This is a genomic window from Blastococcus litoris, assembly GCF_003075095.1.
GTDB classification, from domain to species: domain Bacteria; phylum Actinomycetota; class Actinomycetes; order Mycobacteriales; family Geodermatophilaceae; genus Blastococcus_B; species Blastococcus_B litoris.
The window spans coordinates 122,966-145,832 of sequence record NZ_QCZF01000010.1; the positions used below are offsets into that span (position 1 = coordinate 122,966).

Sequence of the window (22,867 nt, forward strand, 5' to 3'; positions counted from 1 at the left end):
GTGGGACACTGCCCGACGTGTCGAGCACGGACAACCCCGGGAACGGGGCGCAGCAGGACTCTCCGCCGATTGCGGAGAACCCGGAGACGACCCCCGCGCCGGTGGGAGGCGGGGTCCCGGCCGAGGCCGAGGCCCCCGAGGCGACCTCGCAGGCGGTGACCCCGGAGGCCGGGACGCCCGAGGCGCCGGCCCCCGCCGACGCTGCGGTCGCCGATCCGACCGCCGACGCGCCCGTCCCCGCGCCGCCCAGGCCGCGGCCCATGGCGCCCCGTCCGGTGCCGCGCCCCATGCCGCCGTCCTCCCCCGCCCCTGCCGCCGCGACGGAACCGGCCGTCGAGGTGCCCGCCGTTCCCGCTAGCGATCCGGCCCAGTGGGGTCGCGTCGACGAGGAGGGCACCGTCTACGTGCGCACCGCCGACGGCGAGCGCGCCGTCGGGTCGTGGCAGGCCGGCGAGCCCGCTGCCGGGCTGGCCCACTACGGCCGCCGGTACGACGACCTCGCCACCGAGGTGGCGCTGCTCGAGGCCCGGCTGAAGGCGCACACCGGCAACCCGACCGAGATCCGGAGCAAGGCGCAGGGTCTGGCCGAGACGATCCCGACCGCCGCAGCCGTGGGCGACCTCGACGGCCTGGCCGCCCGGGCGCGCGCCATGGTCGAGACCGCCGACTCCGCCGCCGCCGAGTTCCGCGCGGAGAAGGCCGCCGCGCGCGCCGGGCAGGTGGCCCGCAAGGAAGCCCTGGCCGCCGAGGCGGAGCAGATCGCCGCCGAGTCGACGTCGTGGAAGGCGGCCGGCGACCGGCTGAAGGCCATCGTCGAGGAGTGGAAGACGATCCGCGGGATCGACCGCAAGACCGACGACGCGCTCTGGAGCCGGTTCGCGGCCGCCCGCGACGCCTTCGGTCGCCGCCGCGGCGCCCACTTCGCGTCGCTGGACGCCCAGCGCGGGGAGGCCCGCGCCGCGAAGCAGGAGCTCATCAAGGAGGCGCAGAAGCTCGCCACCTCCACCGAGTGGGGTCCCACCAGCGCGGCGATGCGCTCGCTGATGGACCGCTGGAAGGCCGTGCCCCGGACCGGCCGCGACGGCGACGACGACCTGTGGAAGGAGTTCCGCGCGGCGCAGGACGTCTTCTTCGCCGCCCGGGCGGAGTCGGACAAGAAGCGCAACAGCGAGGAGGTGGCCAACCAGCAGCAGAAGGAGGAGCTCCTCGCGCAGGCGGAGAAGCTCGACCCCTCCACCGACCTCAAGGGCGCGCAGAACGCGCTGCGCAAGATCCAGGAGCGCTACGACGCCATCGGCCACGTCCCGCGCGGGGTGATGCGCCAGCTCGAGGACCGCATGCAGGCGGTGGAGCAGAAGGTGCGCGGCGCGGCCGACTCCACCCGCATCCGCACGGCTCCTGAGAACCCGATGGTCGCCTCGATGCGGGCCGCCGTCACCAAGGCCGAGGAGCAGATGGCCAAGGCCGAGGCCGCCGGCGACGAACGCCGGATCGCGGAGGCCCGGGCCAACCTGGCGACCCGCCGCGAGTGGCTGGCCGAGGCGGAGAAGAGCGCCCGCCGCTAGCAGCTCGCGACGGGCGCCAGGGGGGCGGGCACGCCCATCCTCGGCATGCCGAGGGCGACGCCGGGCGTCGTCGGCCGGGCGCCCGCCTCGCTCGCGTCCCCGGCCCGCGTCCGGCGGTGCGACAGCAGCACGCCATCGGCGATCAGGTGGTGCGGGGCGGCGTCGGTCACCACGGTCTGCACGACGTCCCCCGCCCGGACGCCGTCAGCCGCCGTGAAGTGCACGAGCCGTCCGTCGCGCGCCCGTCCGGAGAGCCGGCCGCGGGCGGCGTCCTTGCTGCCCTCCCCCGCGGCGACCAGCAGCTCGACGCGGCGGCCGATCTGCGCCCGGTTCTCCGCCCAGCTGATCTCGTCCTGCAGGGCGGTCAGCCGCAGGTAGCGCTCCTGCACGACCTCCTTGGGCAGCTGATCGTCCATCTCGGCGGCCGGCGTCCCCGGGCGCTTCGAGTACTGGAAGGTGAAGGCGCTGGCGAAGCGGGCCTGCCGCACGACCTCCAAGGTCTGCTCGAAGTCCGCCTCGGTCTCGCCGGGGAAGCCCACGATGATGTCGGTGGTGATCGCCGCGTCGGGCATGGCGGCGCGGACGCGGTCGATGATCCCGAGGTAGCGCTCCTGCCGGTAGCCGCGGCGCATGCGGCGCAGCACGTCGTCCGACCCGCTCTGCAGCGGCATGTGCAGCTGGTGGCAGACCGACGGCGTCTCCGCCATGGCCTCGATGACGTCGTCGGTGAACTCGCGGGGGTGCGGGCTGGTGAAGCGGATCCGCTCCAGGCCGTCGATGCGGCCGGCGGCCCGCAGCAGGTCGGCGAAGGCGCCGCGGTCGCGGAACTCGACGCCGTAGGCGTTCACGTTCTGGCCGAGCAGCGTCACCTCGAGCACGCCCTGGTCGACCAGCGCCTGCACCTCGGCGAGGATCTCGCCGGGCCGGCGGTCCTTCTCCTTGCCGCGCAGCGCCGGGACGATGCAGAACGTGCAGGTGTTGTTGCAGCCGACGCTGATCGACACCCAGCCCGAATGGGCCGAGTCCCGCTTGGCCGGCAGCGTCGACGGGAAGACCTCGAGCGCCTCGGCGATCTCGACCTGCGCCTCGGCGTTGTGCCGGGCGCGCTCGAGCAGCGCCGGCAGGGATCCCACGTTGTGGGTGCCGAAGACGACGTCGACCCACGGGGCGCGCCGCACGATCTCGCCGCGGTCCTTCTGCGCGAGGCACCCGCCCACGGCGATCTGCATACCGGGGTTGGCGTCCTTGGCCGGCCGCAGGTGTCCGAGGTTCCCGTACAGCCGGTTGTCCGCGTTCTCGCGCACCGCGCAGGTGTTGAGGACGACGACGTCGGCGTCGGCACCCTCGGGGGCGGCGGTGTACCCGGCCTGCTCGAGGAGGCCGGAGAGGCGCTCGGAGTCGTGGACGTTCATCTGGCACCCGTAGGTGCGCACCCGGTAGGTGCGCGCCACGGGGACCTCGGCTGCGCTGCTCATGACAGGGCGAGGGTACGGCGCGGCCGACGGCGGACCGGAGAACCGGTGCCCGGCCGCTTCGTTACCCCTTCGTGATCGCCCCGATCACTCACCGTGTCCCGCGGCCTTTAGGGTCCCTAAGGGTGACCAGCCGTCCCAACGGAGAGCCTCTCGTCCGCCTGTCCGGCGTCAACAAGTGGTTCGGCGAACTGCACGTGCTGCAGGACATCGACCTGGAGATCGCCCGCGGCGAGGTCGTCGTCGTGATCGGTCCCTCGGGGTCGGGCAAGTCCACGCTGTGCCGGACGATCAACCGCCTCGAAGCCATCGAGAAGGGTGAGATCACCATCGACGGCGAGCGCCTGCCCGAGGAGGGCAAGCAGCTCGCGCGCCTGCGCAGCGACGTCGGCATGGTGTTCCAGAGCTTCAACCTCTTCGCCCACAAGACGATCCTGCAGAACGTCACGCTGGGGCCGATCAAGGTCCGCGGCAAGTCGAAGGCCGAGGCCGAGCAGCGCGCCCGCGAGCTGCTCGACCGGGTCGGGGTCAGCGCGCAGGCCGACAAGTACCCAGCCCAGCTGTCGGGCGGTCAGCAGCAGCGGGTCGCGATCGCCCGGGCGCTGGCCATGGACCCCAAGGTCATGCTCTTCGACGAGCCGACCTCGGCGCTCGACCCGGAGATGATCAGCGAGGTCCTCGACGTCATGGTCAGCCTCGCCCGCGACGGCATGACGATGGTCGTCGTCACGCACGAGATGGGTTTCGCCCGCCGGGCCGCCAACCGCGTCGTCTTCATGGACGGCGGCCAGATCGTCGAGACGGCCGACCCCGAGACCTTCTTCACGAACCCGCAGTCGGACCGGGCGAAGAACTTCCTGTCCAAGATCCTCAACCACTGACCCGTCCTCTGGAGGGACCGCTCATGCGCATCACCCGATACGCCGCCTCGCTGGCGGCAGCAGGCCTGCTGCTCACCGCCTGCGGCGGCAGCGACGCCGGCAACCAGGCCGAGGAGTCGGCCGACAACACCGCCGCGGTGGAGACCGACGTCGAGTTCGAGGCCGGCACGACGATGGCCGAGCTCAACGAGGCCGGGACCATCACCATCGGCACCAAGTTCGACCAGCCCGGGTTCGGCCTGCTCAACCCGAACACCCAGGAGCCCGAGGGCTTCGACGTCGAGATCGCCAAGATGGTCGCCGCGAAGCTCGGCATCGCGGCCGAGGACATCGAGTGGGTCGAGACGGTGTCGGCCAACCGCGAGCCGTTCCTGCAGAACGGTCAGGTGGACATGGTCGTCGCCACCTACACGATCAACGACGCACGCAAGCAGCTCATCGACTTCGCCGGGCCGTACTACGAGGCCGGGCAGGACATCATGGTGGCCGAGGGCAACCCCGAGAACATCGAGGGCCCGGAGGACCTGGCCGGCAAGAACGTCTGCTCCGTCGAGGGCTCGACCCCCGCGCAGAACATCCGGGACAACTACCCGGAGGCCACGCTGACCCTCTTCGACGTCTACTCCAAGTGCGCCGACGCCCTGGCCAACGGCCAGGTCGACGCCGTGACCACGGACAACGTCATCCTCACCGGGCTGGTCGCCGGCAGCGACGGCGCCTTCGAGCTGGTCGGCAACCCGTTCACCACCGAGCCCTACGGCATCGGCGTGCCCCTGGGTGACACGGAGTTCCGCAACTTCATCAACGACGTGCTCGAGGAGTCCTTCGAGGACGGTTCGTGGGCCGAGGCCTGGGACCGCACGGCCGGTGACATCAGCGGCACCGAGGCGCCCGAGCCGCCGCAGGTCGACCGCTACTGACGTCCCACCGGCACGCGGGGCGGGGGTCTCCCCTGCCCCGCGTGCCGTCCTGACCGATCTCGAGAGGAGGCGGTGTGCAGTTCCTCGCCGACAACTTCGACCTGCTGTGGGACGCCTTCCTCACGACCCTGTGGCTGTCGTTCCTGGCCGGCGTGCTGGCACTCGTGCTCGGCACGCTGCTCGCCGCCGCCCGGGTGAGCCCGATCCCGCCGCTGCGGGGACTCGCGACGTTCTACGTCGAGGCGTTCCGCAACACGCCCCTGACCGTCGTCTTCTTCTTCATGATCTTCGGCCTGCCGCAGATCGACTTCATCCTCGACTTCTTCACCGGCGCGGTGCTCTCGCTGGGCCTCTACACCGCCGCCTTCGTCTGCGAGGCGGTGCGTTCGGGCATCAACGCCGTGTCCGCGGGCCAGGCCGAGGCCTCCCGCGCGATCGGGCTCACCTTCGGCCAGTCGCTGCGCGAGGTCGTCCTCCCCCAGGCGTTCCGGACGGTCGTCCCGCCGCTGGGCAACGTCTTCATCGCGATGGTCAAGAACAGCTCGATCGCGGCCGGCTTCGCGACCAGCGAGCTGAGTTCCCTGCTCCCGCGCCTGGTGAACGCCGACGCCGGTGAGCTCACCGCCGTGCTCCTGGGGGTGGTGGTCGCCTACATGGTGATCACGCTCCCGCTGGCCTTCGCCGTCAACCGCATCGAGCGCCGGGTGGCGATCCTCCGATGACCGCACCGGTGCTCTTCGACATCCCGGGCCCGAAGGCCCGTGCCCGCATCCGGATCGGGACGATCATCGGTTCCCTGCTGATCGCGGCCCTGGTGGCCCTGGTCCTGATCCGGCTCGGCAGCAACGGCCAGCTCGACGGCCAGCGGTGGGCGGTACTCTTCGACAGCCGCACCGGCGTCCCGCAGACCCTCGGCCGGGCCCTGGTGAACACCCTCCAGGTGGCGGCCGTCGGGATGGTCCTGGCCACCGTGATCGGCCTCCTGCTGGCCGCCGGCCGGCTCTCCGAGCACCGGTTCGTGCGGTGGCTGGCCGGGATCTACATCGAGTTCTTCCGCGCCATCCCCCTGCTGGTGGTCATCTTCGCCCTCTACTTCGTGCTGCCGAAGTTCGGCGTGCGCCCCTCGCCCTTCCAGGCGCTGGCCGGCGGGCTGACGCTCTACAACTCGGCGGTGCTGGCGGAGATCTTCCGGGCAGGGATCCTGTCCATCGACAAGGGGCAGAGCGAGGCCGCCTACGGGCTGGGCATGCGCAAGACGCAGGTCATGACGCAGATCCTGCTGCCCCAGGCCATCCGCCGGATGCTGCCGGTGCTCATCGCGCAGCTCGTGGTGCTGCTCAAGGACAGCTCGCTGGGCTTCATCATCAGCTACTTCGAGCTGCTGCGCGGGGCGCGCAGCCTGGTCGAGTTCTTCACGCCGCGGTTCGGCAACGAGTACACCTTCCAGCTGTACGTGGCCGCCGGCCTGATCTACATCGTGATCAACGTGCTCCTGTCGCAGCTGGCGCGCTACCTCGAGAAGCGAACCCGGCGCAGCCGCAAGGCCACCGCGGTCCAGGACGTCGAGGCCTCCGTCGACGCGCCGCTGGGCGGCAGCTCCACCAGCTGACCCAACCGCCCCAGCTGCGGCGCGTCGCGGGCGACGCGCCGCGGCGGGGGCGGTGAGACTGGTGTCCACCATGGAGACCATGCACGCCGCTGGTCGGCGTTCCCTGCCGCCCGTCCCGCGCTCGGGCGTGCAGCCGACGCCTGCGGCGGCGGAGTTGCCGGGCGACACCGAGGTCCCGACCGAACGCTTCGTGGTGGACCTGACCACCGGGGAGCAGCACGCGGTCCAGGCGGCGACAGTCGCCGATCCGGAGGCCGCGGGACCGTCCGAGGACGGCGGACCCGACCTGGCCCAGCAGTTCGTGGCCCGGCTGCGCGCTGCCGCCGCCGACTTCGCCGAGGCCGCCGGTGCCGTGTCCGCGGTGGTCCGCGAGGCGGTCCCGCCGGCGCGCCACCGCCGCGCCCGCTGCCGGCTGGTGCTCCGGCACGCCGACGAAGCGCTGGTCGACGTCACCTTCCTCGGCCCCGCGGGGGAGCCCGGGCGGCCGTCCCGGCACGGCTTCGACCGGCAGATCCGCCGCTGGCTGCTCGCCGGACAGCGCCGCGACGACGCGTGGCTGGTGGCCGACCCGGACGCCTCCGACGGTCTCGCGGTCGACCTGAGCGCCTGGACCGCCGCGGCCTGAGCTCTCGCCGCTCGGCAGGTCGCTCCCCCGCCATCGGAACTCGGGTTTCCCCCGGCGCACTGATGGGCCACGATGGTGGCGTCGCTCACCGGCTGGGCGGGCGGCGCGGAAACCGCAGTGCGTGCGGAGAACCGGGGAGCCGCTCATGTCCCGCAGCTCGACTTCTGCTCGACGGTGGCCCGTGGAGGGCCGGACGACGACGCGAGGCGCGGCATGACCGCCATCGCACCGCAGCCGATCGTCAGCCGGCCCAGTCCGGTGCACATGCCCGTCAAGGGATCCCGGCTGTCGAACCTGCTGCGGACGACCGATCACAAGACGATCGGGCTGATGTACCTGACGGCGTCGTTCGTCTTCTTCATCCTCGGCGGCCTGATGGCGATGCTCATCCGAGCCGAGCTGGCCCGTCCGGAGCTGCAGTTCCTGTCGCCGGAGCAGTACAACCAGCTGTTCACGATGCACGGCACGCTGATGCTGCTGATGTTCGCGACGCCGCTGTTCTTCGCCTTCGGCAACCTGATCATGCCCTTGCAGATCGGCTCCCCCGATGTCGCCTTTCCCCGGCTGAACGCCTTCTCCTTCTGGCTCTTCCTCATCGGGAGCACCATCGCGGTGTCCGGCTTCGTCACCCCGGGCGGGCCGGCCGACTTCGGGTGGACGGCGTACACGCCGCTGTCGGACGGCGTGAACTCTCCCGGCGTCGGCGGGAACCTCTGGATCGCCGGCCTGGCCGTCAGCGGCCTGGGCACGATCCTCGGTGGCGTCAACTTCATCACCACGATCGTGTGCCTGCGCGCCCCCGGGATGACCATGTTCCGGATGCCGATCTTCACCTGGAATGCGCTGATCACCAGCGTGCTGGTGTTGCTGGCCTTCCCCATCCTGACCGCCGCGCTGTTCGGCCTGCTCGCCGACCGCAACCTGGGCGCCCTCGTCTATTCGGACGAGATGGGTGGGCCGATGCTGTGGCAGCACCTGTTCTGGTTCTTCGGCCATCCCGAGGTCTACATCATCGCGCTGCCGTTCTTCGGCATCATCACCGAGATCATCCCGGTGTTCAGCCGCAAGCCCCTGTTCGGCTACAAGGGGATGGTCGGGGCCACCATGGCGATCGGCTTCCTGTCCCTGGCCGTGTGGGCGCACCACATGTACGCCACGGGTGCGGTGCTGCTGCCGTTCTTCGCTTTCCTCACCTACTTGATCGCCGTACCGACGGGACTGAAGTTCTTCAACTGGATCGGCACGATGTGGCGCGGGCAGCTGACCTTCGAGACGCCGATGCTGTGGTCGATCGGCTTCATGGTCACCTTCCTGCTCGGCGGACTGACCGGCGTGCTGCTGGCCAGCCCGCCGATCGACTGGCACATCACCGACTCGTACTTCGTCGTCGCCCACTTCCACTACGTCGTGTTCGGGACCGTCGTCTTCGCGGCCAACGCCGGCATCGCGTTCTGGTTCCCGAAGATGTGCGGCCGGATGCTCGACGAGCGGCTGGGCAAGCTGCAGTTCTGGATGACCTTCATCGGCTTCCACACCACGTTCCTGGTGCAGCACTGGCTGGGCGCCGAGGGCATGCCGCGCCGGTACGTGGACTACCTGCCGACCGACGAATTCACCGCGCTGAACATGGTGTCATCGATCGGAGCATTCATCCTGGGCGCCTCGATCCTGCCGTTCCTCTACAACGTCGTGCACTCGTGGAAGTACGGCCAGCTCGCCCTGCGGGACGACCCCTGGGGGCACGGGAACTCGCTGGAGTGGGCCACGTCCTCCCCGCCGCCGCGGCACAACTTCGTGGAGATCCCGAAGATCCGCTCGGAGCGCCCCGCCTTCGAGATGCACTACCCGCACCTGCTCGACCGGCTGCAGGACGAGGCGCACGCCGGCAGGCGCCACGAGCCCTACGGCGGCGTCAGCGAGATCGGCGCGAGCGGGGGCCCGCGCCAGGGCCCGAACGACCCCGACCCGACCTGACGGGCGGACGCCTCCCGGCGCGTCGCGCGCTCGGCGCAGGCTGCGGAACGGGGGCCGTCAGGGCAACTGGCTGTCCACGTCGAGGTCGTCGAACGCCTGGTCCGCGTCGTCGGCTGAATCCGCGTGGTCGAGCACCTCGCGCACGACGGCGGCAGCCAGCCCGCCGTTGTAGCCCTTGCGCGCCAGCATGCCCATCAGGCGACGGCTGGCCGTCGCACGGTCGAGCCGCCGCATACCCGGCGCCCGGCGCTCGACGAGCCGGCGGGCAGCGGCGCGCTCGTCCTCGTCGTCCACCTCGTTGACCGCCTCGGCGGCCACCTCGGGGTCCACGCCCTTCGCCCGGAGCTCGGCGCTGAGCGCCCGCCGGGCGAGGCCCCGGCCCGCCTGCCGCGAGTTCACCCACGCCCGGGCGAAGGCTGCGTCGTCGATGAGGCCGACCTCGGTGAACCTGTCGAGCACGGTCTCCGCGGCGTCGTCCGGCACCCCGCGTTGCGCCAGCAGGTCGGCCAGCTGCTGGCGCGTCTTCGGCGCACCGGTCAGCGCCCGCAGGCAGATGCCGCGGGCGACCGACTCCGGATCGCCCATCTCGTCGTCGGGCGCCCCCGGGACCATCTCGGGAGCAGTGGCGTCGTCGCCCCTGCTGCCCGGCCGCCGCGCGCCCGGGCGCCCGCCCGGGCCGCGGCGGCGGGTCGAGGGGAAGCCGGACACCGACCGGCTCAGAAGTCGGCGGGTGCGTCGACCGGGGCGTCGAGGCGCGGCCCGATGCCCAGCTTCTCCTTGATCTTCTTCTCGATCTCGTCGGCGAGGTCGGGGTTGTCCTTCAGGAAGTTGCGGGCGTTCTCCTTGCCCTGCCCCAGCTGGTCGCCGTCGTACGTGTACCAGGCGCCGGACTTCTTGACGAAGCCCTGCTCGACGCCCACGTCGATGAGCCCGCCCTCACGGCTGAAGCCCTGACCCCAGAGGATGTCGAGCTCGGCCTGCTTGAAGGGCGCCGCCACCTTGTTCTTGACGACCTTGATGCGGGTGCGGCTGCCGACCGCGTCGGTGCCCTGCTTGAGGGTCTCGATACGGCGGACGTCGAGCCGGACCGACGAGTAGAACTTCAGCGCACGACCACCCGTGGTGACCTCGGGCGAGCCGTAGACCACGCCGACCTTCTCGCGCAGCTGGTTGATGAAGATCGCCGTCGTCCCGGAGTTGCTCAGCGCACCGGTGATCTTCCGCAGCGCCTGGCTCATCAGACGGGCCTGCAGACCCACGTGGCTGTCACCCATCTCGCCCTCGATCTCGGCGCGCGGCACCAGCGCGGCGACGGAGTCGATGACGATGACGTCCAGGGCGCCGGAGCGGATCAGCATGTCGGCGATCTCCAGCGCCTGCTCACCCGTGTCGGGCTGGCTGACCAGGAGCGCGTCGGTGTCCACGCCGATGGCGCGGGCGTACTCCGGGTCCAGCGCGTGCTCGGCATCGACGAACGCCGCGATGCCGCCGGCGGCCTGGGCGTTGGCCACGGCGTGCAGGGCCACCGTCGTCTTACCGGAGGACTCCGGGCCGTAGACCTCGATGACGCGGCCGCGCGGAAGGCCACCGACACCGAGGGCGATGTCGAGGGAGATGGAGCCGGTCGGGATGACCTTCATGGCCACCTCGGGGCTCTCGCCCAGGCGCATGACGGAGCCCTTGCCGAACTGCTTGTCGATCTGGGCGAGGGCCATGTCGAGGGCCTTGTCGCGGTCGAGCGTTGCCATGATGGCCACCTTCGAAGTTCTGGGGAAGTTGTCGGGATCGACGCTAGGACGGGGGTCCGACAATTCCGGGGCCCCGGCGGATCTGTGGAGAGCGGTCCTGCCTGTGGACGCCACTGTAGGACGAACACCTGTTCGATCGCCAGGGCGACACGCCGCCCCCGGCGACCGGTGCGCTCACCGCTCCTTGACCGGCACCTCGTACTCCTCGCAGATGGCCAGCCACACCTTGCGCACCGGCAGTCCGGCCTCGATCGCGTCGAGCGCGGTCCGCCCGCCGAGCGCGGAGAACACGTGGTCGCGGGCCACGCTCTGGGCGCGCATCGGACCGAACTGACTGTCGAGACGGGACCAGAACTCCTGCAGGCGCACGCTGCGACGCTAACCCGAGCGGTCCCCGCCGTGCGCCGGGCGGCCTACCCTCGGAGCCGTGGTACCGGGCACCGGTTCGTCGGAGTGGGACCTCGTCCTGCAGATCGGCATCGCCCTGGCGCTGGTGGTCCTGATCGTGCTGCTGATCAGGAACTACCGGGACCGCTGACGGCCCGGCCCGCGCCGGTCAGCCACACGACCGCCAGCGGCAGCACCAGCGCGGCCGACACCGCCGCCACCAGCCCGAAGTCGCCGATGGCGAGCAGCGGACCGCCCACCGCGCCGGCGACCGCGGCGCCGAGGCCCATCAGCAGGTCCGTCCCGCCCTGCGCCGTCGGCCGGAGCTCCACCGCGACGGCCTCGGTGACCAGCGTCGAGCCGGCGATGAGCCCGCACGACCAGCCCAGCCCCAGGAGGAGCAGCCCGGCGCCGAGCTGCACCGAGGCATCCGGTGCCGCGGTGCCGGCCAGCGCCGCGGCCGCCAGCAGCAGCAGTGCGCCCAGGGCGACCGTCGCCCTGCGCCCGGCGCGGTCGGCGAGCACGCCCACGAGCGGCGAGAAGAGGTACATGCCGGCCACGTGGACGCTGATCACCAGGCCGATGACGCGCAGTGTCGCGCCGTCGGAGTGCCCGGCGTGACCCATGTGCACCGGGGTCATGACCATGACGCCGACCATCACGGAGTGGGCGACGACCACGGCGGTCAGGCCGAGACGCCCTCCCGGCGTCGCCCAGACCGCCCGCAGCGCGGTGGACGTCGCCGTGCGGGGCCGCGGCCCAGCTCCCCCACCTCCGAGCCGGCGCGCGAGGAGCAGCGGATCCGGGCGCAGCAGCAGGAGCAGACCGGCCGCCACGACGGCGAAGACGACCGCCGACACCGCGAACGCCCCGCCGAGGGCGGGCAGGCCGAGCGCCCGGCCGAGGTCGGCACCCGGGCCGGCGAGGTTGGGACCGAGCACCGAGCCGACCGTGGTCGCCCAGACGACGAGCGAGAGGTCGCGGCCGCGGCGCTCCGGCGTCGCCAGGTCGGCGGCGGCGAAGCGCGCCTGCAGTCCGCAGGCCGTCGCCGCCCCGAACGCGAACAGCCCCAGGAGCAGCAACGGCAGGGAGGAGATCGCGGCGGCGGCGACGGCGACGACCGCGCCGAGCACCGCCACGGCGTAGCCGGCCGCGAGCCCCGTCCGGCGGCCGGCCCGGTCGCTGATCCGCGCGAGCGGCAGGGCGATCACCGCGGCGCCGAGCACGCCGGCCGTCTGGCCGAGGCCGGCGGCGGTGTCGCTGCCGGCGACGTCCCGGGCCAGCAGCCCGCCGACCGTGATCCCGACGGTGACACCCAGGCCGGCCAGCGTCACGGCGCCGCTGAGGACCCCGACGGTGCGCCGCTGGACGGAGCCCGCGGCCGGTTCGAGCGCGCCGGGGAGCGGTGTCGGGGAGGGCTGCACGCGGGCAGTCTGCCCGATCGGCGTCCCCGGACGGGTGGTCCCGCCCCCTCGACGCCGCGTGGACCGGCGGACTGTCGTACCCGCCGGGGACACTGGGTCCGTGTCCGCACTCGACCGGTTCTCGGAGGCCACCCGGGCCTGGTTCGCCGGTGCCTTCGTCCGCCCCACGGCCGCCCAGGAGGGCGCCTGGGACGCGATCAGCAGCGGCGAGCACGCCCTCGTCGTGGCGCCCACGGGCTCGGGGAAGACGCTGGCCGCGTTCCTCTGGTCGCTCGACCGCCTGGCCGCCACCCCGCCACCGGCCGACGAGCAGCTGCGCTGCCGGGTCCTCTACGTCTCCCCGCTCAAGGCGCTGGCCGTCGACGTCGAGCGCAACCTGCGGGCCCCCCTGACCGGCATCGGCCAGGCGTCGGCCCGGCTGGGGCTCGAGCGTCCGGAGATCCGGGTCGGCATCCGCTCGGGCGACACCCCGGCCGAGGAGCGGCGCGCGTTCACGCGCCGGCCCACCGACATCCTCATCACGACACCGGAGTCGCTGTTCCTGCTGCTGACCAGCTCCGCCCGCGAGGCGTTGCGCGGCGTCGAGACGGTCATCGTCGACGAGGTGCACGCGGTCGCCGACACCAAGCGCGGTGCGCACCTGGCGGTGTCCCTCGACCGGCTGGACGAGCTGCTGGAGCGGCCGGCCCAGCGGATCGGCCTGTCGGCCACGGTGCGGCCCATCGAGGAGGTGGCCACGTACCTGGCCGGCGGCCGGCCGGTGCAGATCGTGTCCCCGCCGTCGGCCAAGGAGTGGGACCTCTCGGTCGTCGTCCCGGTCGAGGACATGAGCGAGCTGGGCCAGCCCACCGGTGAGCTGGAGGGATCGGCCGCCGGCAACCAGCCCCGGACCTCGATCTGGCCGGCCGTCGAGGAGCGGGTGCTCGACCTGGTGCAGGCCCACCGCAGCACCATCGTCTTCGCCAATTCCCGCCGCCTGGCCGAGCGGCTGACCAGCCGGCTCAACGAGCTGGCCTACGAGCGCGCGACCGGCGAGCCGGTGCCCCCGGGCACGAACGCTGCGGCGCTGATGGCGCAGGCCGGGTCCGGCGGGGGGATCCCCGAGGGGGTGCAGCCGGTCGCGGCCGCGCACCACGGCTCGGTCTCCCGCGAGCAGCGGGCGATCGTCGAGGAGGCGCTCAAGTCCGGCCGGCTGCCCGCCGTCGTCGCGACCTCCAGCCTCGAGCTCGGCATCGACATGGGCGCGGTCGACCTCGTCGTCCAGGTGGAGGCGCCGCCCACGGTCGCCAGCGGCCTGCAGCGGGTAGGCCGCGCCGGGCACCAGGTGGGGGCGGTCAGCCGGGGCGTCCTCTTCCCCAAGTACCGCGGCGACCTGGTGCAGTGCGCGCTGGTCTCCGAACGCATGAAGGCGGGCGCGATCGAGTCGATCCGCTACCTGCGCAACCCGCTCGACGTCCTCGCGCAGCAGATCGTGGCCATGGTCTCCGAGCGCCCGCGCACGGTGGACGAGGTGGCCGCCGTCGTGCGGCGGTCGGCGGCCTTCTCGTCGCTGCCGGACTCCGCCCTGCACGGCGTCCTCGACATGCTCGCCGGGCGCTACCCCTCCGACGCCTTCGCCGAGCTCCGGCCCCGGCTCACCTGGGACCGCGTCACCGACACCCTGACCGCCCGGGCCGGCGCGCAGCGGCTGGCCGTGACCAGCGGCGGCACCATCCCCGACCGCGGCCTGTTCGGCGTCTTCCTCGTCGGCGCCGAGGGCACCGGCGGGCGGCGGGTGGGCGAGCTCGACGAGGAGATGGTCTACGAGTCGCGCGTCGGCGACGTCTTCCTGCTCGGATCCTCGTCCTGGCGGATCGAGGACATCACCCACGACCGCGTGCTGGTCACCCCGGCGCCCGGCCAGCCCGGGAAGATGCCGTTCTGGCACGGCGACGCCCCCGGGCGGCCGCTCGAGCTCGGCCGGGCCCTCGGCGCCTTCCTGCGCGAGGTCGGCTCGGCCACGCCCGAGGCGGGGCTGGAACGGGCCCGCGCCGCCGGCCTCGACGAGTGGGGCGCGGCGAACCTGCACGCCTACCTCGCGGAGCAGAAGGCGGCCACGGGCCACCTCCCGGACGACCGGACCCTGCTCGTCGAGCGGTTCCGCGACGAGCTCGGCGACTGGCGGCTGGTCGTGCACTCGCCCTTCGGCGCCCAGGTCAACGCACCCTGGGCCCTCGTGCTCGCCGCCCGGCTGCGCGAGCGCTACGGCGTGGACGTCGCCTCCATGCACTCCGACGACGGCATCGTGCTGCGGCTGCCCGACACCACGGGTGAGCCGCCGGAGGCCGACCTCGCCGTGCTCGACCCGGACGACGTCGAGCGCGAGGTGACCGCCGAGGTCGGCTCCTCGGCGCTGTTCGCCAGCCGGTTCCGCGAATGCGCAGCCCGCGCCCTCCTGCTCCCCCGCCGCGATCCGCGCCGCCGCACCCCGCTGTGGCAGCAGCGGCAGCGCGCCGCGCAGCTGCTCTCCGTCGCGAGCGAGTTCTCCTCCTTCCCGATCACCCTCGAGGCCGCCCGCGAGGTGCTGCAGGACGTCTACGACGTCCCCGGCCTGGTCGAGCTGATGAGCGACGTGCGCGCGCGCAAGGTGCGCGTCGTCGACGTGCAAACCGACTCCGCCTCGCCGTTCGCCCAGTCGCTGCTGTTCGGCTACGTCGGCCAGTTCCTCTACGAGGGCGACGCGCCGCTGGCCGAGCGCCGCGCCCAGGCGCTCGCGCTCGACACGGGTCTGCTGGCCGAGCTGCTGGGCCGGACCGAGCTGCGCGAGCTGCTCGACGGCGAGGCCATGGCCGAGATCGAGGCCGAGCTGCAGCGGCTGCCCGGACAGCGGCACCCGCGCGACGTCGACGGCGCCTCGGACCTCCTGCGCGGCATCGGCGACCTGACCTCCGCCGAGGCGGCGGCGCGTGGGGTGCCGCAGGCGTGGCTGGACGAGCTGGTCGACGCCCGCCGGGCGCTGCAGGTGCGCATCGCCGGCGAGGAGCGCTACGTCGCGATCGAGGACGCCGGCCGGCTCCGCGACGCCCTGGGCACCGCACTGCCCGTCGGCGTGCCCGAGGTGTTCACCGAGCCGGTCGCCGATCCGCTGGGCGACCTCGTCGGCCGGTACGCCCGCACCCACGGCCCCTTCCAGCCCGCGGAGGTGGCGACCCGCCTCGGTCTCGGGGTCGCCGTGGTGACCGCGACGCTGCACAGGTTGACCGGCAGCGGCCGCCTCGTCGCCGGCGAGTTCCGGCCCGGCGGCACGGGGCAGGAGTGGTGCGACGCCGAGGTCCTGCGGTCGATCCGCCGGCGCAGCCTCGCCAAGCTCCGCCAGGAGGTGGAGCCGGTCCCCACCGGGACGCTCGCCCGCTTCACGCCCTCGTGGCAGGGCGTCGGCGGTCGCCTGCGCGGGGCGGACGGTGTGCTCGCCGTCGTCGAGCAGCTGGCCGGCGCGCTGGTCCCGGCCAGCGCGCTCGAGACGCTCGTGCTCCCCACCCGGGTCCGCGACTACTCCCCCGCCATGCTCGACGAGCTCACCAGCGCCGGCGAGGTGCTGTGGGCCGGGGCCGGCGGCCTGCCGGGCGGCGACGGCTGGATCAGTCTCGTCCCTGCCGACCTCGCGCCGCTGCTGCTGCCCGAGCCCCTCGACGTGCCCGAGGGCGGCGGGCCGGTCCTCGACCAGCTCGCCGGCGGCCAGGCGCTCTTCTTCCGCGGCCTGTCCGACCTCGTCGGCGCCACCGACGACGCCGCGATGGCCGACCTGCTCTGGGACCTCGTGTGGGCCGGCGCGCTCACCAACGACACCCTCGCCCCGCTGCGCACGCGGCTGCACGGCGGCGGCACCCACAAGCGCACGCCGACGGCGCCGCGGGTGACGCGCAGCCGGTACGGGCGGCCGCGCGTGGGCCGGCCGGCGATGCCGACCCGCACCGGACCGCCCACGGTGGCCGGACGCTGGTCGCGGCTGCCCGACCGGGAGGTCAACGGCACGCGGCGGACGACGGCGCGGGCCGAGGCGCTGCTCGAACGGCACGGCGTCCTGACCCGCGGCGCGGTGATGGCCGAGCAGGTGCCGGGCGGCTTCTCCGCCGTCTACCCCGTGCTGCGCGCGTTCGAGGAGAACGGGCGCTCACGGCGCGGCTACTTCGTCGAGACCCTGGGCGCCGCGCAGTTCGGCACACCGGGCTCGGTGGACCGGCTGCGCAGCTTCGCCTCGCCCGACCGGGTTCCCGGCGGCGCCGTCGTCCTCGCCGCGACCGACCCGGCCAACGTGTACGGCGCCGCGCTGCCCTGGCCCGACCGGCCGGGATCCGGTGACGGTGACGCCGTCGACATCGGCGAGGGCACCGGCGGGCGCAAGGCGACCGGGCACCGCGCGGGCCGCAAGGCCGGGGCACTGGTGGTCCTGGTCGACGGCGACCTGGTCCTCTACGTCGAGAGGGGCGGCAAGACGCTGCTCTCCTGGACCGAGGACGAGCAGGTGCTCAAGGAAGCGGCGACGGCGCTGTCGGGGGCGGTGTCGGCCGGCGCGCTGGGCCGGATGGTCGTGCAGAAGGCCGACGGCGCCTCGGTGCACGAGTCGACGCCGCTGTCGGCCGCCCTGCAGGCAGCCGGGTTCGCCGCCACCCCGCGGGGCCTGCGCCTGCGCGGCTGATGCCGCGGCGGTGGGTCAGTCGCGGGTGGGACGCAGCCACCCGGAGAGCCACCGGGTCAGCCGCGGCATCACGACGTGGCCGAGCAGCAGCACGACGACGACGGCCGAGAGCAGCAGACGCGCCTCGACCGGCCAGCCCTCCAGGTGGGGTGTGACCAGCAGCTGGAACAGCGAGGTGATCGCGAAGACGACCGCGATGGTGAGGACGGTCAGCCGCCAGCGGGGACCGGGGCGAGCCGGCCGGGTGAAGAAGCTCTCGAGGCCCTCGACGCGGGCGTAGCGGGCGTCGTCCACCATCTCCTCGACGTGTGCGAGAGCCGACCGCCGCTCCGACGACCGCTCCCACGCCGCCAGCGACTCGTCGTCCTCGAAGCGGTAGACCAGGTGGTACTCCGAGCTGCCCGGCCCGGGGCGCAGCAGGCTGGTCCCCAGGTTGCCGGGGAAGCGCGACGCCAGGCCCAGGACGTTCTCGGCCCAGCGCTCGAACGCCTCGCGGCGGTCGGGGCGCACGACGCGCGCCACCGTCACGGTCACGGGCTCGGGGCTCGGCGCGGCGGTCTCGGCACCGAGCCGGCTGCGCAGGCGGAGGGGGACGCTCACGCCACCTGACAGCACCCGCCACGGCCGCGGTCATCCCGGTTGTCAGAGGTCTCACACCATCTGAGCAGGCGCGACGGACGCCAGGGACACTGGAGCCGTGCCCGAGGGAGACACCGTGTGGCTCGCCGCCCAGCGGATGAACACCGCGCTGGCCGGTGCCACCCTGCGCCGCGGCGAGTTCCGGCTCCCCCAGCTCGCCGCCCTCGACCTGACCGGCGCGACGGTCCGCGAGGTCGTCCCCCGCGGCAAGCACCTGCTCATCCGACTGGCCGACGAGCGCACCCTGCGCACCCACTTCCGCATGGACGGCAGCTGGCACATCTACCGGCCGGGCGCGACGTGGCGCGGCGGCCCCGCCTACGACGTCCGCGTCGTCCTGGCCACCGACGAGTGGGAGTGCGTCGGCTACCGGCTGCACGACGTCGACATCGTGCCCACCTGCGACGAGGGCAGCCTGGTCGGCCACCTCGGCCCCGACGTGCTCGGCCCGGACTGGGATCTCGACGAGGCGCTGCGCCGGCTGCGGGCGAACCCGGACGAGCAGATCGGCGTCGCGATCCTCGACCAGCGCAACCTCGCCGGCATCGGCAACCTCTACAAGGTCGAGTCGCTCTTCCTCTGCGGCATCCACCCCTGGGCGCGGGTCGGCGACGTGGACAACCTGCAGATCCTGGTCGAGCGCGCCCGAGCGCTCATGCGGGCCAACCTGCACCACCCCGAGCAGAACACCACCGGCGACCCCCGCCGGGGCCGTGAGCACTGGGTCTTCGGGCGCCGGGGCAAGGCCTGCTTCCGGTGCGGCACGACGGTCCTGCTGGGCGAGCAGGGACCCACCACGCAGGAGCGGGTGACCTGGTGGTGCCCGAGGTGCCAGGCGGCCCGCTCACCGATCGACCCGCAGGCGCGCACCGGCGAGCCCGACCACCCGCAGCCGGTGACCCTCTACCGCTGACTCACACCCAGAAGGTGTCGTGGCGGAGGAAGAACTCCGTCCAGTCCTCCGGGGTCATCGCCTTCCGGCGCGCGGCGTCGGCGATCGTCTCGAAGTAGTCCTCGCGCGGTGCGCCCGGCGTGAAGAGCAGCAGCATCGAAGCCGGCTCGCCCGATTCGTTGCGGAAGCCGTGGACGCCGCCCTCCGGCACGTGCAGGAAGTCGCCGGGGCCGCCGTCCAGCCACCGCTCGCCGTCGAAGAGCCGGACGGTGCCCTCGAGCACGTAGAAGGACTCGGTGATGCCGCGGTGGAAGTGCGGCCCGGGTCCGGTCGGCGCCGGGCCCATCTCCCACCGGTACAGCCCGAACGCCCCGCCGGTGGTGGCGCCGGTCGCCAGGTAGTGGGCGGACCCGCCACCGCCCAGGGAGAGCTCGGGAGCCGCACCGGCCCGCCGCAGCGAGGCGTTCACCTCGCCGGACGGGCCGGTGTAGCGATCAGGCGGGTAGCCCGGGCCGGACATCGTCGTCTCCCCCGCCCGGGCCCGCCGTCAGGCCTGCTGCTCGGGCCGATCGGCGGGCTGCGCCTCGCGCTGCTCCGTGGCGGGCTGGGAGACCGGCGGTGCGCCCTGCTCGATGGCCGCGGCCGGCTGGCCGCTCTCGACCGCGGGGGCGCCCCCGCCCATGGAGGCGCGGATCTGGTCCAGCCGAGAAGCACCGGCGACGTCGAGCGTGGCCTTCTGCACCTCGAGCATGCGGCCCTCGACCGAGCTCTGCGCCAGCTCGGCCTGGCCGAGGGCGTTGGCGTACCGGGCCTCGATCTTGTCGCGCACCTCGGAGAGGCTCGGGGTGTTCCCGGGGGCAGACAGCTCGTTGACCTGCTTGAGCGAGGACGCCACGTGCTCCTGCATCTTGGCCTGCTCGAGCTGCGACATGAGCTTGGTGCGCTCGGCCAGGGTCGTCTGCAGCCGCATGCGGCTCTGCTCGACGGCACCGCGCGCCTGCTCGGCGGCCTGCAGCGCCTCGTCGTGGCTGCGCTTGAGGTCCTCCATCGACTGCTCGGCGGCGACCAGCTGCGTCGCGAACGCCTGCGCGGCGTTCTCGTACTCCGCCGCCTTGTTCGCGTCGCCGGACGCGCGGGTCTTGTCCGCGAGCACCAGCGCCTGCCGTGCCGACGCCTGCAGCTTCTCGACCTCGCCGAGCTGGCGGTTGAGGCGCATCTCCAGCTGCCGCTGGTTGCCCAGCACGGCGGCGGCCTGGTTGGCCAGCGCCTGGTGGCGCTGCTGCTCGGCCTCGATGGCCTGCGCGATCTGGATCTTGGGATCGGCCCGCTGGTCGATCTGGGCGTTGGCCGACGCCGTGAGGTACTTCCACAGCTTCACGAACGGGTTGGGCATGGGTCCTCCTGCTCCGGCGCAGCTGCCGGCCCGGCGATGCTCGTCACCTCATCGTCCCAGGTGATGCGCCGTCGTAGCGAACGCGGGCGGGCGGTTCACTCACGCGGCTAGGGTTTCCCCGTGCCCGACTCCCCCGTCCTCGCCGTCCTGGGCGAACTGGTGGTCGACCTGCTGCCCGTCGCGGGTGCCGACGCCGGCCCGGAGGGGACGGCCCCGCACTACGTGGCCCGCCCCGGGGGGAACGCCCTCAACGTCGCGGTCGCCGCCGGGCGGCTGGGCGCCCCGGTCCGCCTCATGGCCCGGCTGGGCACCGGACCGCTGGCCGCGAACCTGCGCCGGCACGCCGAGCTCTCCGGCGTCGACCCGGCGGGCTTCGTCGAGGCGGCCGAGCCCGTCAGCCTCGCCGTCGTCGGGCTCGCCCCCGACGGCTCGGCGGACTACGGGTTCCACGTCCTCGGTGCGGCCGACTGGCAGTGGACCGACGAGGAGCTCGACCGGGTGCTGCCGGCCCGGACCGGCATCGTGCACGTCGGCTCGATCTCGAGCTGGACCGCTCCGGGCGCCGACGCGATCGCCCGCCTGGTGGCGCGGCTGCGCGGGGACGGCGGCACGCTGGTCAGCGTCGACCCCAACATCCGGCCCATGCTCGCGGACGGCCCCGTCGGGGAGACGCTCGGCAACAACCGGCCGGTGGTGCACGCCCGCCTCGACCGGCTGATCGCCCAGGCCGACGTCGTCAAGGTCAGCGCCGAGGACCTCGGCTGGCTCGACGGCCCGGCCGACCTCGACGAGGCGGCGACGAGCTGGGCCATGCGGGGGCCGGCGCTGGTCCTGCTCACCGACGGCGGGGCGGCCCTGCGGATCGCCCGCCCCGGCCGCCCGCTCCTCCACCGGGAGACGCCCCGCGTCGCGGTCGTCGACACCGTCGGCGCCGGCGACTCCCTCGCCGCCGGGCTGCTCACCGGTCTGCTCGACGCCGGCGTCACCACCCGCGCCGCGCTGGAGCAGCTGCCCGACGAGCAGCTGCTCGCCCTCGTGGACGACGCCGCGCTCGTCGCCGCCCTCAACTGCACCCGGGTCGGCGCGGACCCGCCCACCCGCGCGGAGCTCGAGGCCGCGCGCCCGGCCCGGTGAGCGATCTCCGGCTGGTCGGCTTCGAGGAGCTGTCGGCGGGCGCCCTGCGCGAGCGGCTGCTGACCGACCGCGCCCGGTTCTGGGCCGGCTCGGCACTCGCCGACGACGAGGTGCGCGCGCTGCACGACCCGGTCTTCTTCCACCAGCTCGGCGGCTTCGGCGCGGTCGCGATGACCCCGGACGGCGCGGATGCCGGCTACCTGCTGGGCGTCGTGAGCGCCGACCGGCTGGGCGTCGTCCACGCCGTCGCCGTCCACGAGGAGTGGCGCGGGCGCGGGGTCGCCGTCGCGCTCGTGGAGCGGTTCGCAGACCTGGCCGCCTCGGTGGGCGCGCGGGCCGTGCAGGCCGTGGCGCCGCCCGGCGACGCGGTGGTGCGGGAGCTGGGCCGCCGCTTCGGGGCGCACGAGGCGTTCGCGCCGGACCACGCGGGTCCCGGCGCCGACCGGCTGCTGCTCACCCGCTCCCTGGGCTGAGCAGCTCCGCCAGCCGGGCCGCATGCCGGTGCCGCGTCGTCGACCGGCCGGGCTGCAGCACCACGCCGAGCAGCCACCGCCCCACCAGCTCCGCACCGTCCGGGTCCAGCCCGAGGGCCGCACCGAGGCGGGTGACCAGCGCCGACCACCGCTCGGCGTCCAGCATCAGCAGCCCGGCGAGGAGCTCCGGCTCCGTCGACGCCAGCCGCCGGAGGACCGGGTGGCCCCCCAGCTCGTCGGAGAGCGCCGCCAGCGCCTCCGCGAGCGGCAGCCCGGAGGCGAGCACGGTGAGCCGGTCCAGCTCGAGCGCCAGCAGCGCCGCGACGACCTCGTCCTTGGTCCGGAAGTGGTTGTACAGCGTCGCCTTGGCCACGCCCGCCGCGGCCGCGACCGACTGCATGGTGCTCCGCCGCACCCCGTGCTCGGCGAAGGCGCGGGCGGCTCCGGCCAGCAGCCCGAGCCGGGTGCGGCCCATCGCGTTCCCGCTGCGCGTGTGGGCGCCCGGGAGGTGGACCGGCCCCTCCCACGCTGCGGGACCGGCGAGCGACATGGCGGGGCGGGGATCAGGCGGCGAGCGAGACGGCCTCTCCGCGGCGCAGCGCGGACCGGGCCGGCGCGCCGACCAGGGCGAGCGCCGGCTCGGCGACCGGCTGAGCGGCAGCCGGCTGCTCGGCGGCGGGCTGGACCTCCACGGCCGGGACGTCGGCGGCCGGTGCGAGCGGGCGGACCGCCCCTCCGTCGGCGACGCGCAGCTCCAGGCTGACCTCGGCGAGCAGGTCGGCGAGCTCGACGTCCAGGGCGTCGCAGATCGAGGCGAGCAGCTCCGAGGATGCCTCCTTCTGCCCGCGCTCCACCTCCGAGAGGTAGCCGAGGCTGACCCGGGCGGCGCCGGAGACGTCGCGCAGCGTGCGGCGCTGACGCAGCCGGTGGCCACGCAGGGTGTTCCCGAGCTGGGTGCGCAGCAGCGTCATGGCCGTCTCCTGTCCTGCGAGCGGGGAAGCGGCGGCGCCCTTACGGGCGCCGTGCGCTCACGGTACGCGGCGCCGGCCCGGGAAG

The 22,867-nt window shown here is 73.7% G+C and carries 21 protein-coding genes; 11 read left to right on the plus strand and 10 right to left on the minus strand.

Going from position 1 to position 22,867, the window contains the following annotated elements:
• The first annotated feature begins 17 nt into the window (after nt 1-17).
• Nucleotides 18-1,565, plus strand: a complete 1,548-nt coding sequence (locus tag DCS98_RS19350; protein WP_116453023.1) for a DUF349 domain-containing protein — start codon at nt 18-20, stop codon at nt 1,563-1,565.
• Here DCS98_RS19350 and miaB read toward each other — a convergent pair.
• Entirely contained in the window at nt 1,562-3,040 is a 1,479-nt protein-coding gene (gene miaB, locus DCS98_RS19355) for a tRNA (N6-isopentenyl adenosine(37)-C2)-methylthiotransferase MiaB (RefSeq protein WP_116453024.1), read from the minus strand. The two genes, DCS98_RS19350 and miaB, sit on opposite strands and share 4 nt — an antisense overlap.
• Before the next feature lie 122 nt (nt 3,041-3,162).
• Here miaB and DCS98_RS19360 point away from each other — a divergent pair, with 122 nt between their 5' ends.
• From DCS98_RS19360 to ctaD, 6 genes are all read left to right on the plus strand, one after another.
• Nucleotides 3,163-3,918, plus strand: a complete 756-nt coding sequence (locus DCS98_RS19360; RefSeq protein ID WP_116453025.1) for an amino acid ABC transporter ATP-binding protein — start codon at nt 3,163-3,165, stop codon at nt 3,916-3,918.
• Between the two features lie 23 nt (nt 3,919-3,941).
• Nucleotides 3,942-4,838, plus strand: coding sequence for a glutamate ABC transporter substrate-binding protein (locus tag DCS98_RS19365; RefSeq protein ID WP_116453026.1), 897 nt, complete (start codon nt 3,942-3,944; stop codon nt 4,836-4,838).
• A gap of 74 nt (nt 4,839-4,912) precedes the next feature.
• Nucleotides 4,913-5,560, plus strand: a complete 648-nt coding sequence (locus DCS98_RS19370) for an amino acid ABC transporter permease (RefSeq protein ID WP_116453027.1) — start codon at nt 4,913-4,915, stop codon at nt 5,558-5,560.
• Complete coding sequence (locus DCS98_RS19375) at nt 5,557-6,447, plus strand: amino acid ABC transporter permease (protein WP_116453028.1); 891 nt, start codon at nt 5,557-5,559, stop codon at nt 6,445-6,447. The genes DCS98_RS19370 and DCS98_RS19375 overlap by 4 nt, the downstream gene beginning before the upstream one ends.
• A 61-nt stretch (nt 6,448-6,508) precedes the next feature.
• Complete coding sequence (locus DCS98_RS19380; protein ID WP_116453029.1) at nt 6,509-7,072, plus strand: hypothetical protein; 564 nt, start codon at nt 6,509-6,511, stop codon at nt 7,070-7,072.
• Between the two features lie 213 nt (nt 7,073-7,285).
• The gene (gene ctaD / locus DCS98_RS19385) at nt 7,286-9,046 is read left to right on the plus strand and encodes an aa3-type cytochrome oxidase subunit I (RefSeq protein ID WP_116453030.1); all 1,761 of its coding nucleotides are present in this window, start codon (nt 7,286-7,288) and stop codon (nt 9,044-9,046) included.
• Nucleotides 9,047-9,103: 57 nt separating this feature from the next.
• Here the strand turns inward: ctaD and DCS98_RS19390 are convergent, their stop codons facing one another.
• From DCS98_RS19390 to DCS98_RS19405, 4 genes are all read right to left on the minus strand, one after another.
• A complete protein-coding gene (locus DCS98_RS19390; protein WP_241038424.1) occupies nt 9,104-9,754 on the minus strand; it encodes a regulatory protein RecX in 651 nt (216 codons plus the stop codon).
• 8 nt (nt 9,755-9,762) lie between these two features.
• Nucleotides 9,763-10,794 (minus strand): recombinase RecA, encoded by a 1,032-nt coding sequence (gene recA, locus DCS98_RS19395; RefSeq protein WP_116453032.1) that lies wholly within the window; start codon nt 10,792-10,794, stop codon nt 9,763-9,765.
• Nucleotides 10,795-10,968: 174 nt separating this feature from the next.
• The gene (locus DCS98_RS19400) at nt 10,969-11,163 is read right to left on the minus strand and encodes a DUF3046 domain-containing protein (protein ID WP_116453033.1); all 195 of its coding nucleotides are present in this window, start codon (nt 11,161-11,163) and stop codon (nt 10,969-10,971) included.
• A 146-nt stretch (nt 11,164-11,309) separates the two neighbouring features.
• Entirely contained in the window at nt 11,310-12,605 is a 1,296-nt protein-coding gene (locus DCS98_RS19405) for an MFS transporter (RefSeq protein WP_116453034.1), read from the minus strand.
• Nucleotides 12,606-12,705: 100 nt separating this feature from the next.
• Between DCS98_RS19405 and DCS98_RS19410 the strand changes: the two genes are divergently transcribed.
• A complete protein-coding gene (locus DCS98_RS19410) occupies nt 12,706-17,280 on the plus strand; it encodes an ATP-dependent helicase (protein ID WP_116453035.1) in 4,575 nt (1,524 codons plus the stop codon).
• Between the two features lie 15 nt (nt 17,281-17,295).
• Here DCS98_RS19410 and DCS98_RS19415 read toward each other — a convergent pair whose 3' ends face one another.
• Nucleotides 17,296-17,880: an antibiotic biosynthesis monooxygenase gene (locus DCS98_RS19415; protein WP_241038426.1), complete on the minus strand. Its 585-nt coding sequence runs from the start codon at nt 17,878-17,880 to the stop codon at nt 17,296-17,298.
• A 97-nt stretch (nt 17,881-17,977) separates the two neighbouring features.
• Between DCS98_RS19415 and DCS98_RS19420 the strand changes: the two genes are divergently transcribed.
• Entirely contained in the window at nt 17,978-18,832 is an 855-nt protein-coding gene (locus DCS98_RS19420) for a DNA-formamidopyrimidine glycosylase family protein (RefSeq protein ID WP_116453036.1), read from the plus strand.
• Nucleotide 18,833: 1 nt separating this feature from the next.
• Here DCS98_RS19420 and DCS98_RS19425 read toward each other — a convergent pair whose 3' ends face one another.
• Nucleotides 18,834-19,331: a cupin domain-containing protein gene (locus DCS98_RS19425; RefSeq protein ID WP_116453037.1), complete on the minus strand. Its 498-nt coding sequence runs from the start codon at nt 19,329-19,331 to the stop codon at nt 18,834-18,836.
• Nucleotides 19,332-19,358: 27 nt separating this feature from the next.
• Nucleotides 19,359-20,204, minus strand: coding sequence for a PspA/IM30 family protein (locus DCS98_RS19430; protein ID WP_116453038.1), 846 nt, complete (start codon nt 20,202-20,204; stop codon nt 19,359-19,361).
• 120 nt (nt 20,205-20,324) lie between these two features.
• Between DCS98_RS19430 and DCS98_RS19435 the strand changes: the two genes are divergently transcribed.
• Together DCS98_RS19435 and DCS98_RS19440 are read left to right on the plus strand one after the other, a co-directional pair.
• On the plus strand, nt 20,325-21,338 hold the full coding sequence (locus DCS98_RS19435; protein WP_116453039.1) for a PfkB family carbohydrate kinase: 1,014 nt from the start codon (nt 20,325-20,327) through the stop codon (nt 21,336-21,338).
• Complete coding sequence (locus DCS98_RS19440; RefSeq protein ID WP_116453040.1) at nt 21,335-21,811, plus strand: GNAT family N-acetyltransferase; 477 nt, start codon at nt 21,335-21,337, stop codon at nt 21,809-21,811. Before DCS98_RS19435 ends, DCS98_RS19440 begins: the two co-directional genes overlap by 4 nt.
• Here DCS98_RS19440 and DCS98_RS19445 read toward each other — a convergent pair.
• Complete coding sequence (locus DCS98_RS19445; RefSeq protein WP_116453075.1) at nt 21,792-22,286, minus strand: TetR/AcrR family transcriptional regulator; 495 nt, start codon at nt 22,284-22,286, stop codon at nt 21,792-21,794. The two genes, DCS98_RS19440 and DCS98_RS19445, sit on opposite strands and share 20 nt — an antisense overlap.
• Before the next feature lie 88 nt (nt 22,287-22,374).
• Nucleotides 22,375-22,782: a helix-turn-helix domain-containing protein gene (locus DCS98_RS19450; RefSeq protein WP_116453041.1), complete on the minus strand. Its 408-nt coding sequence runs from the start codon at nt 22,780-22,782 to the stop codon at nt 22,375-22,377.
• Nucleotides 22,783-22,867: the final 85 nt, after the last annotated feature.

Coding starts and splice junctions, on each gene's coding strand:
- DCS98_RS19445 (WP_116453075.1), bottom strand. CDS start 22,286: ATGGGCCGCACCCGGCTCGGGCTGCTGGCCGGAGCCGCCCGCGCCTTC.
- DCS98_RS19365 (WP_116453026.1), top strand. CDS start 3,942: ATGCGCATCACCCGATACGCCGCCTCGCTGGCGGCAGCAGGCCTGCTG.
- DCS98_RS19430 (WP_116453038.1), bottom strand. CDS start 20,204: ATGCCCAACCCGTTCGTGAAGCTGTGGAAGTACCTCACGGCGTCGGCC.
- recA (WP_116453032.1), bottom strand. CDS start 10,794: ATGGCAACGCTCGACCGCGACAAGGCCCTCGACATGGCCCTCGCCCAG.
- DCS98_RS19375 (WP_116453028.1), top strand. CDS start 5,557: ATGACCGCACCGGTGCTCTTCGACATCCCGGGCCCGAAGGCCCGTGCC.
- DCS98_RS19425 (WP_116453037.1), bottom strand. CDS start 19,331: ATGTCCGGCCCGGGCTACCCGCCTGATCGCTACACCGGCCCGTCCGGC.
- DCS98_RS19450 (WP_116453041.1), bottom strand. CDS start 22,782: ATGACGCTGCTGCGCACCCAGCTCGGGAACACCCTGCGTGGCCACCGG.
- ctaD (WP_116453030.1), top strand. CDS start 7,286: ATGACCGCCATCGCACCGCAGCCGATCGTCAGCCGGCCCAGTCCGGTG.
- miaB (WP_116453024.1), bottom strand. CDS start 3,040: ATGAGCAGCGCAGCCGAGGTCCCCGTGGCGCGCACCTACCGGGTGCGC.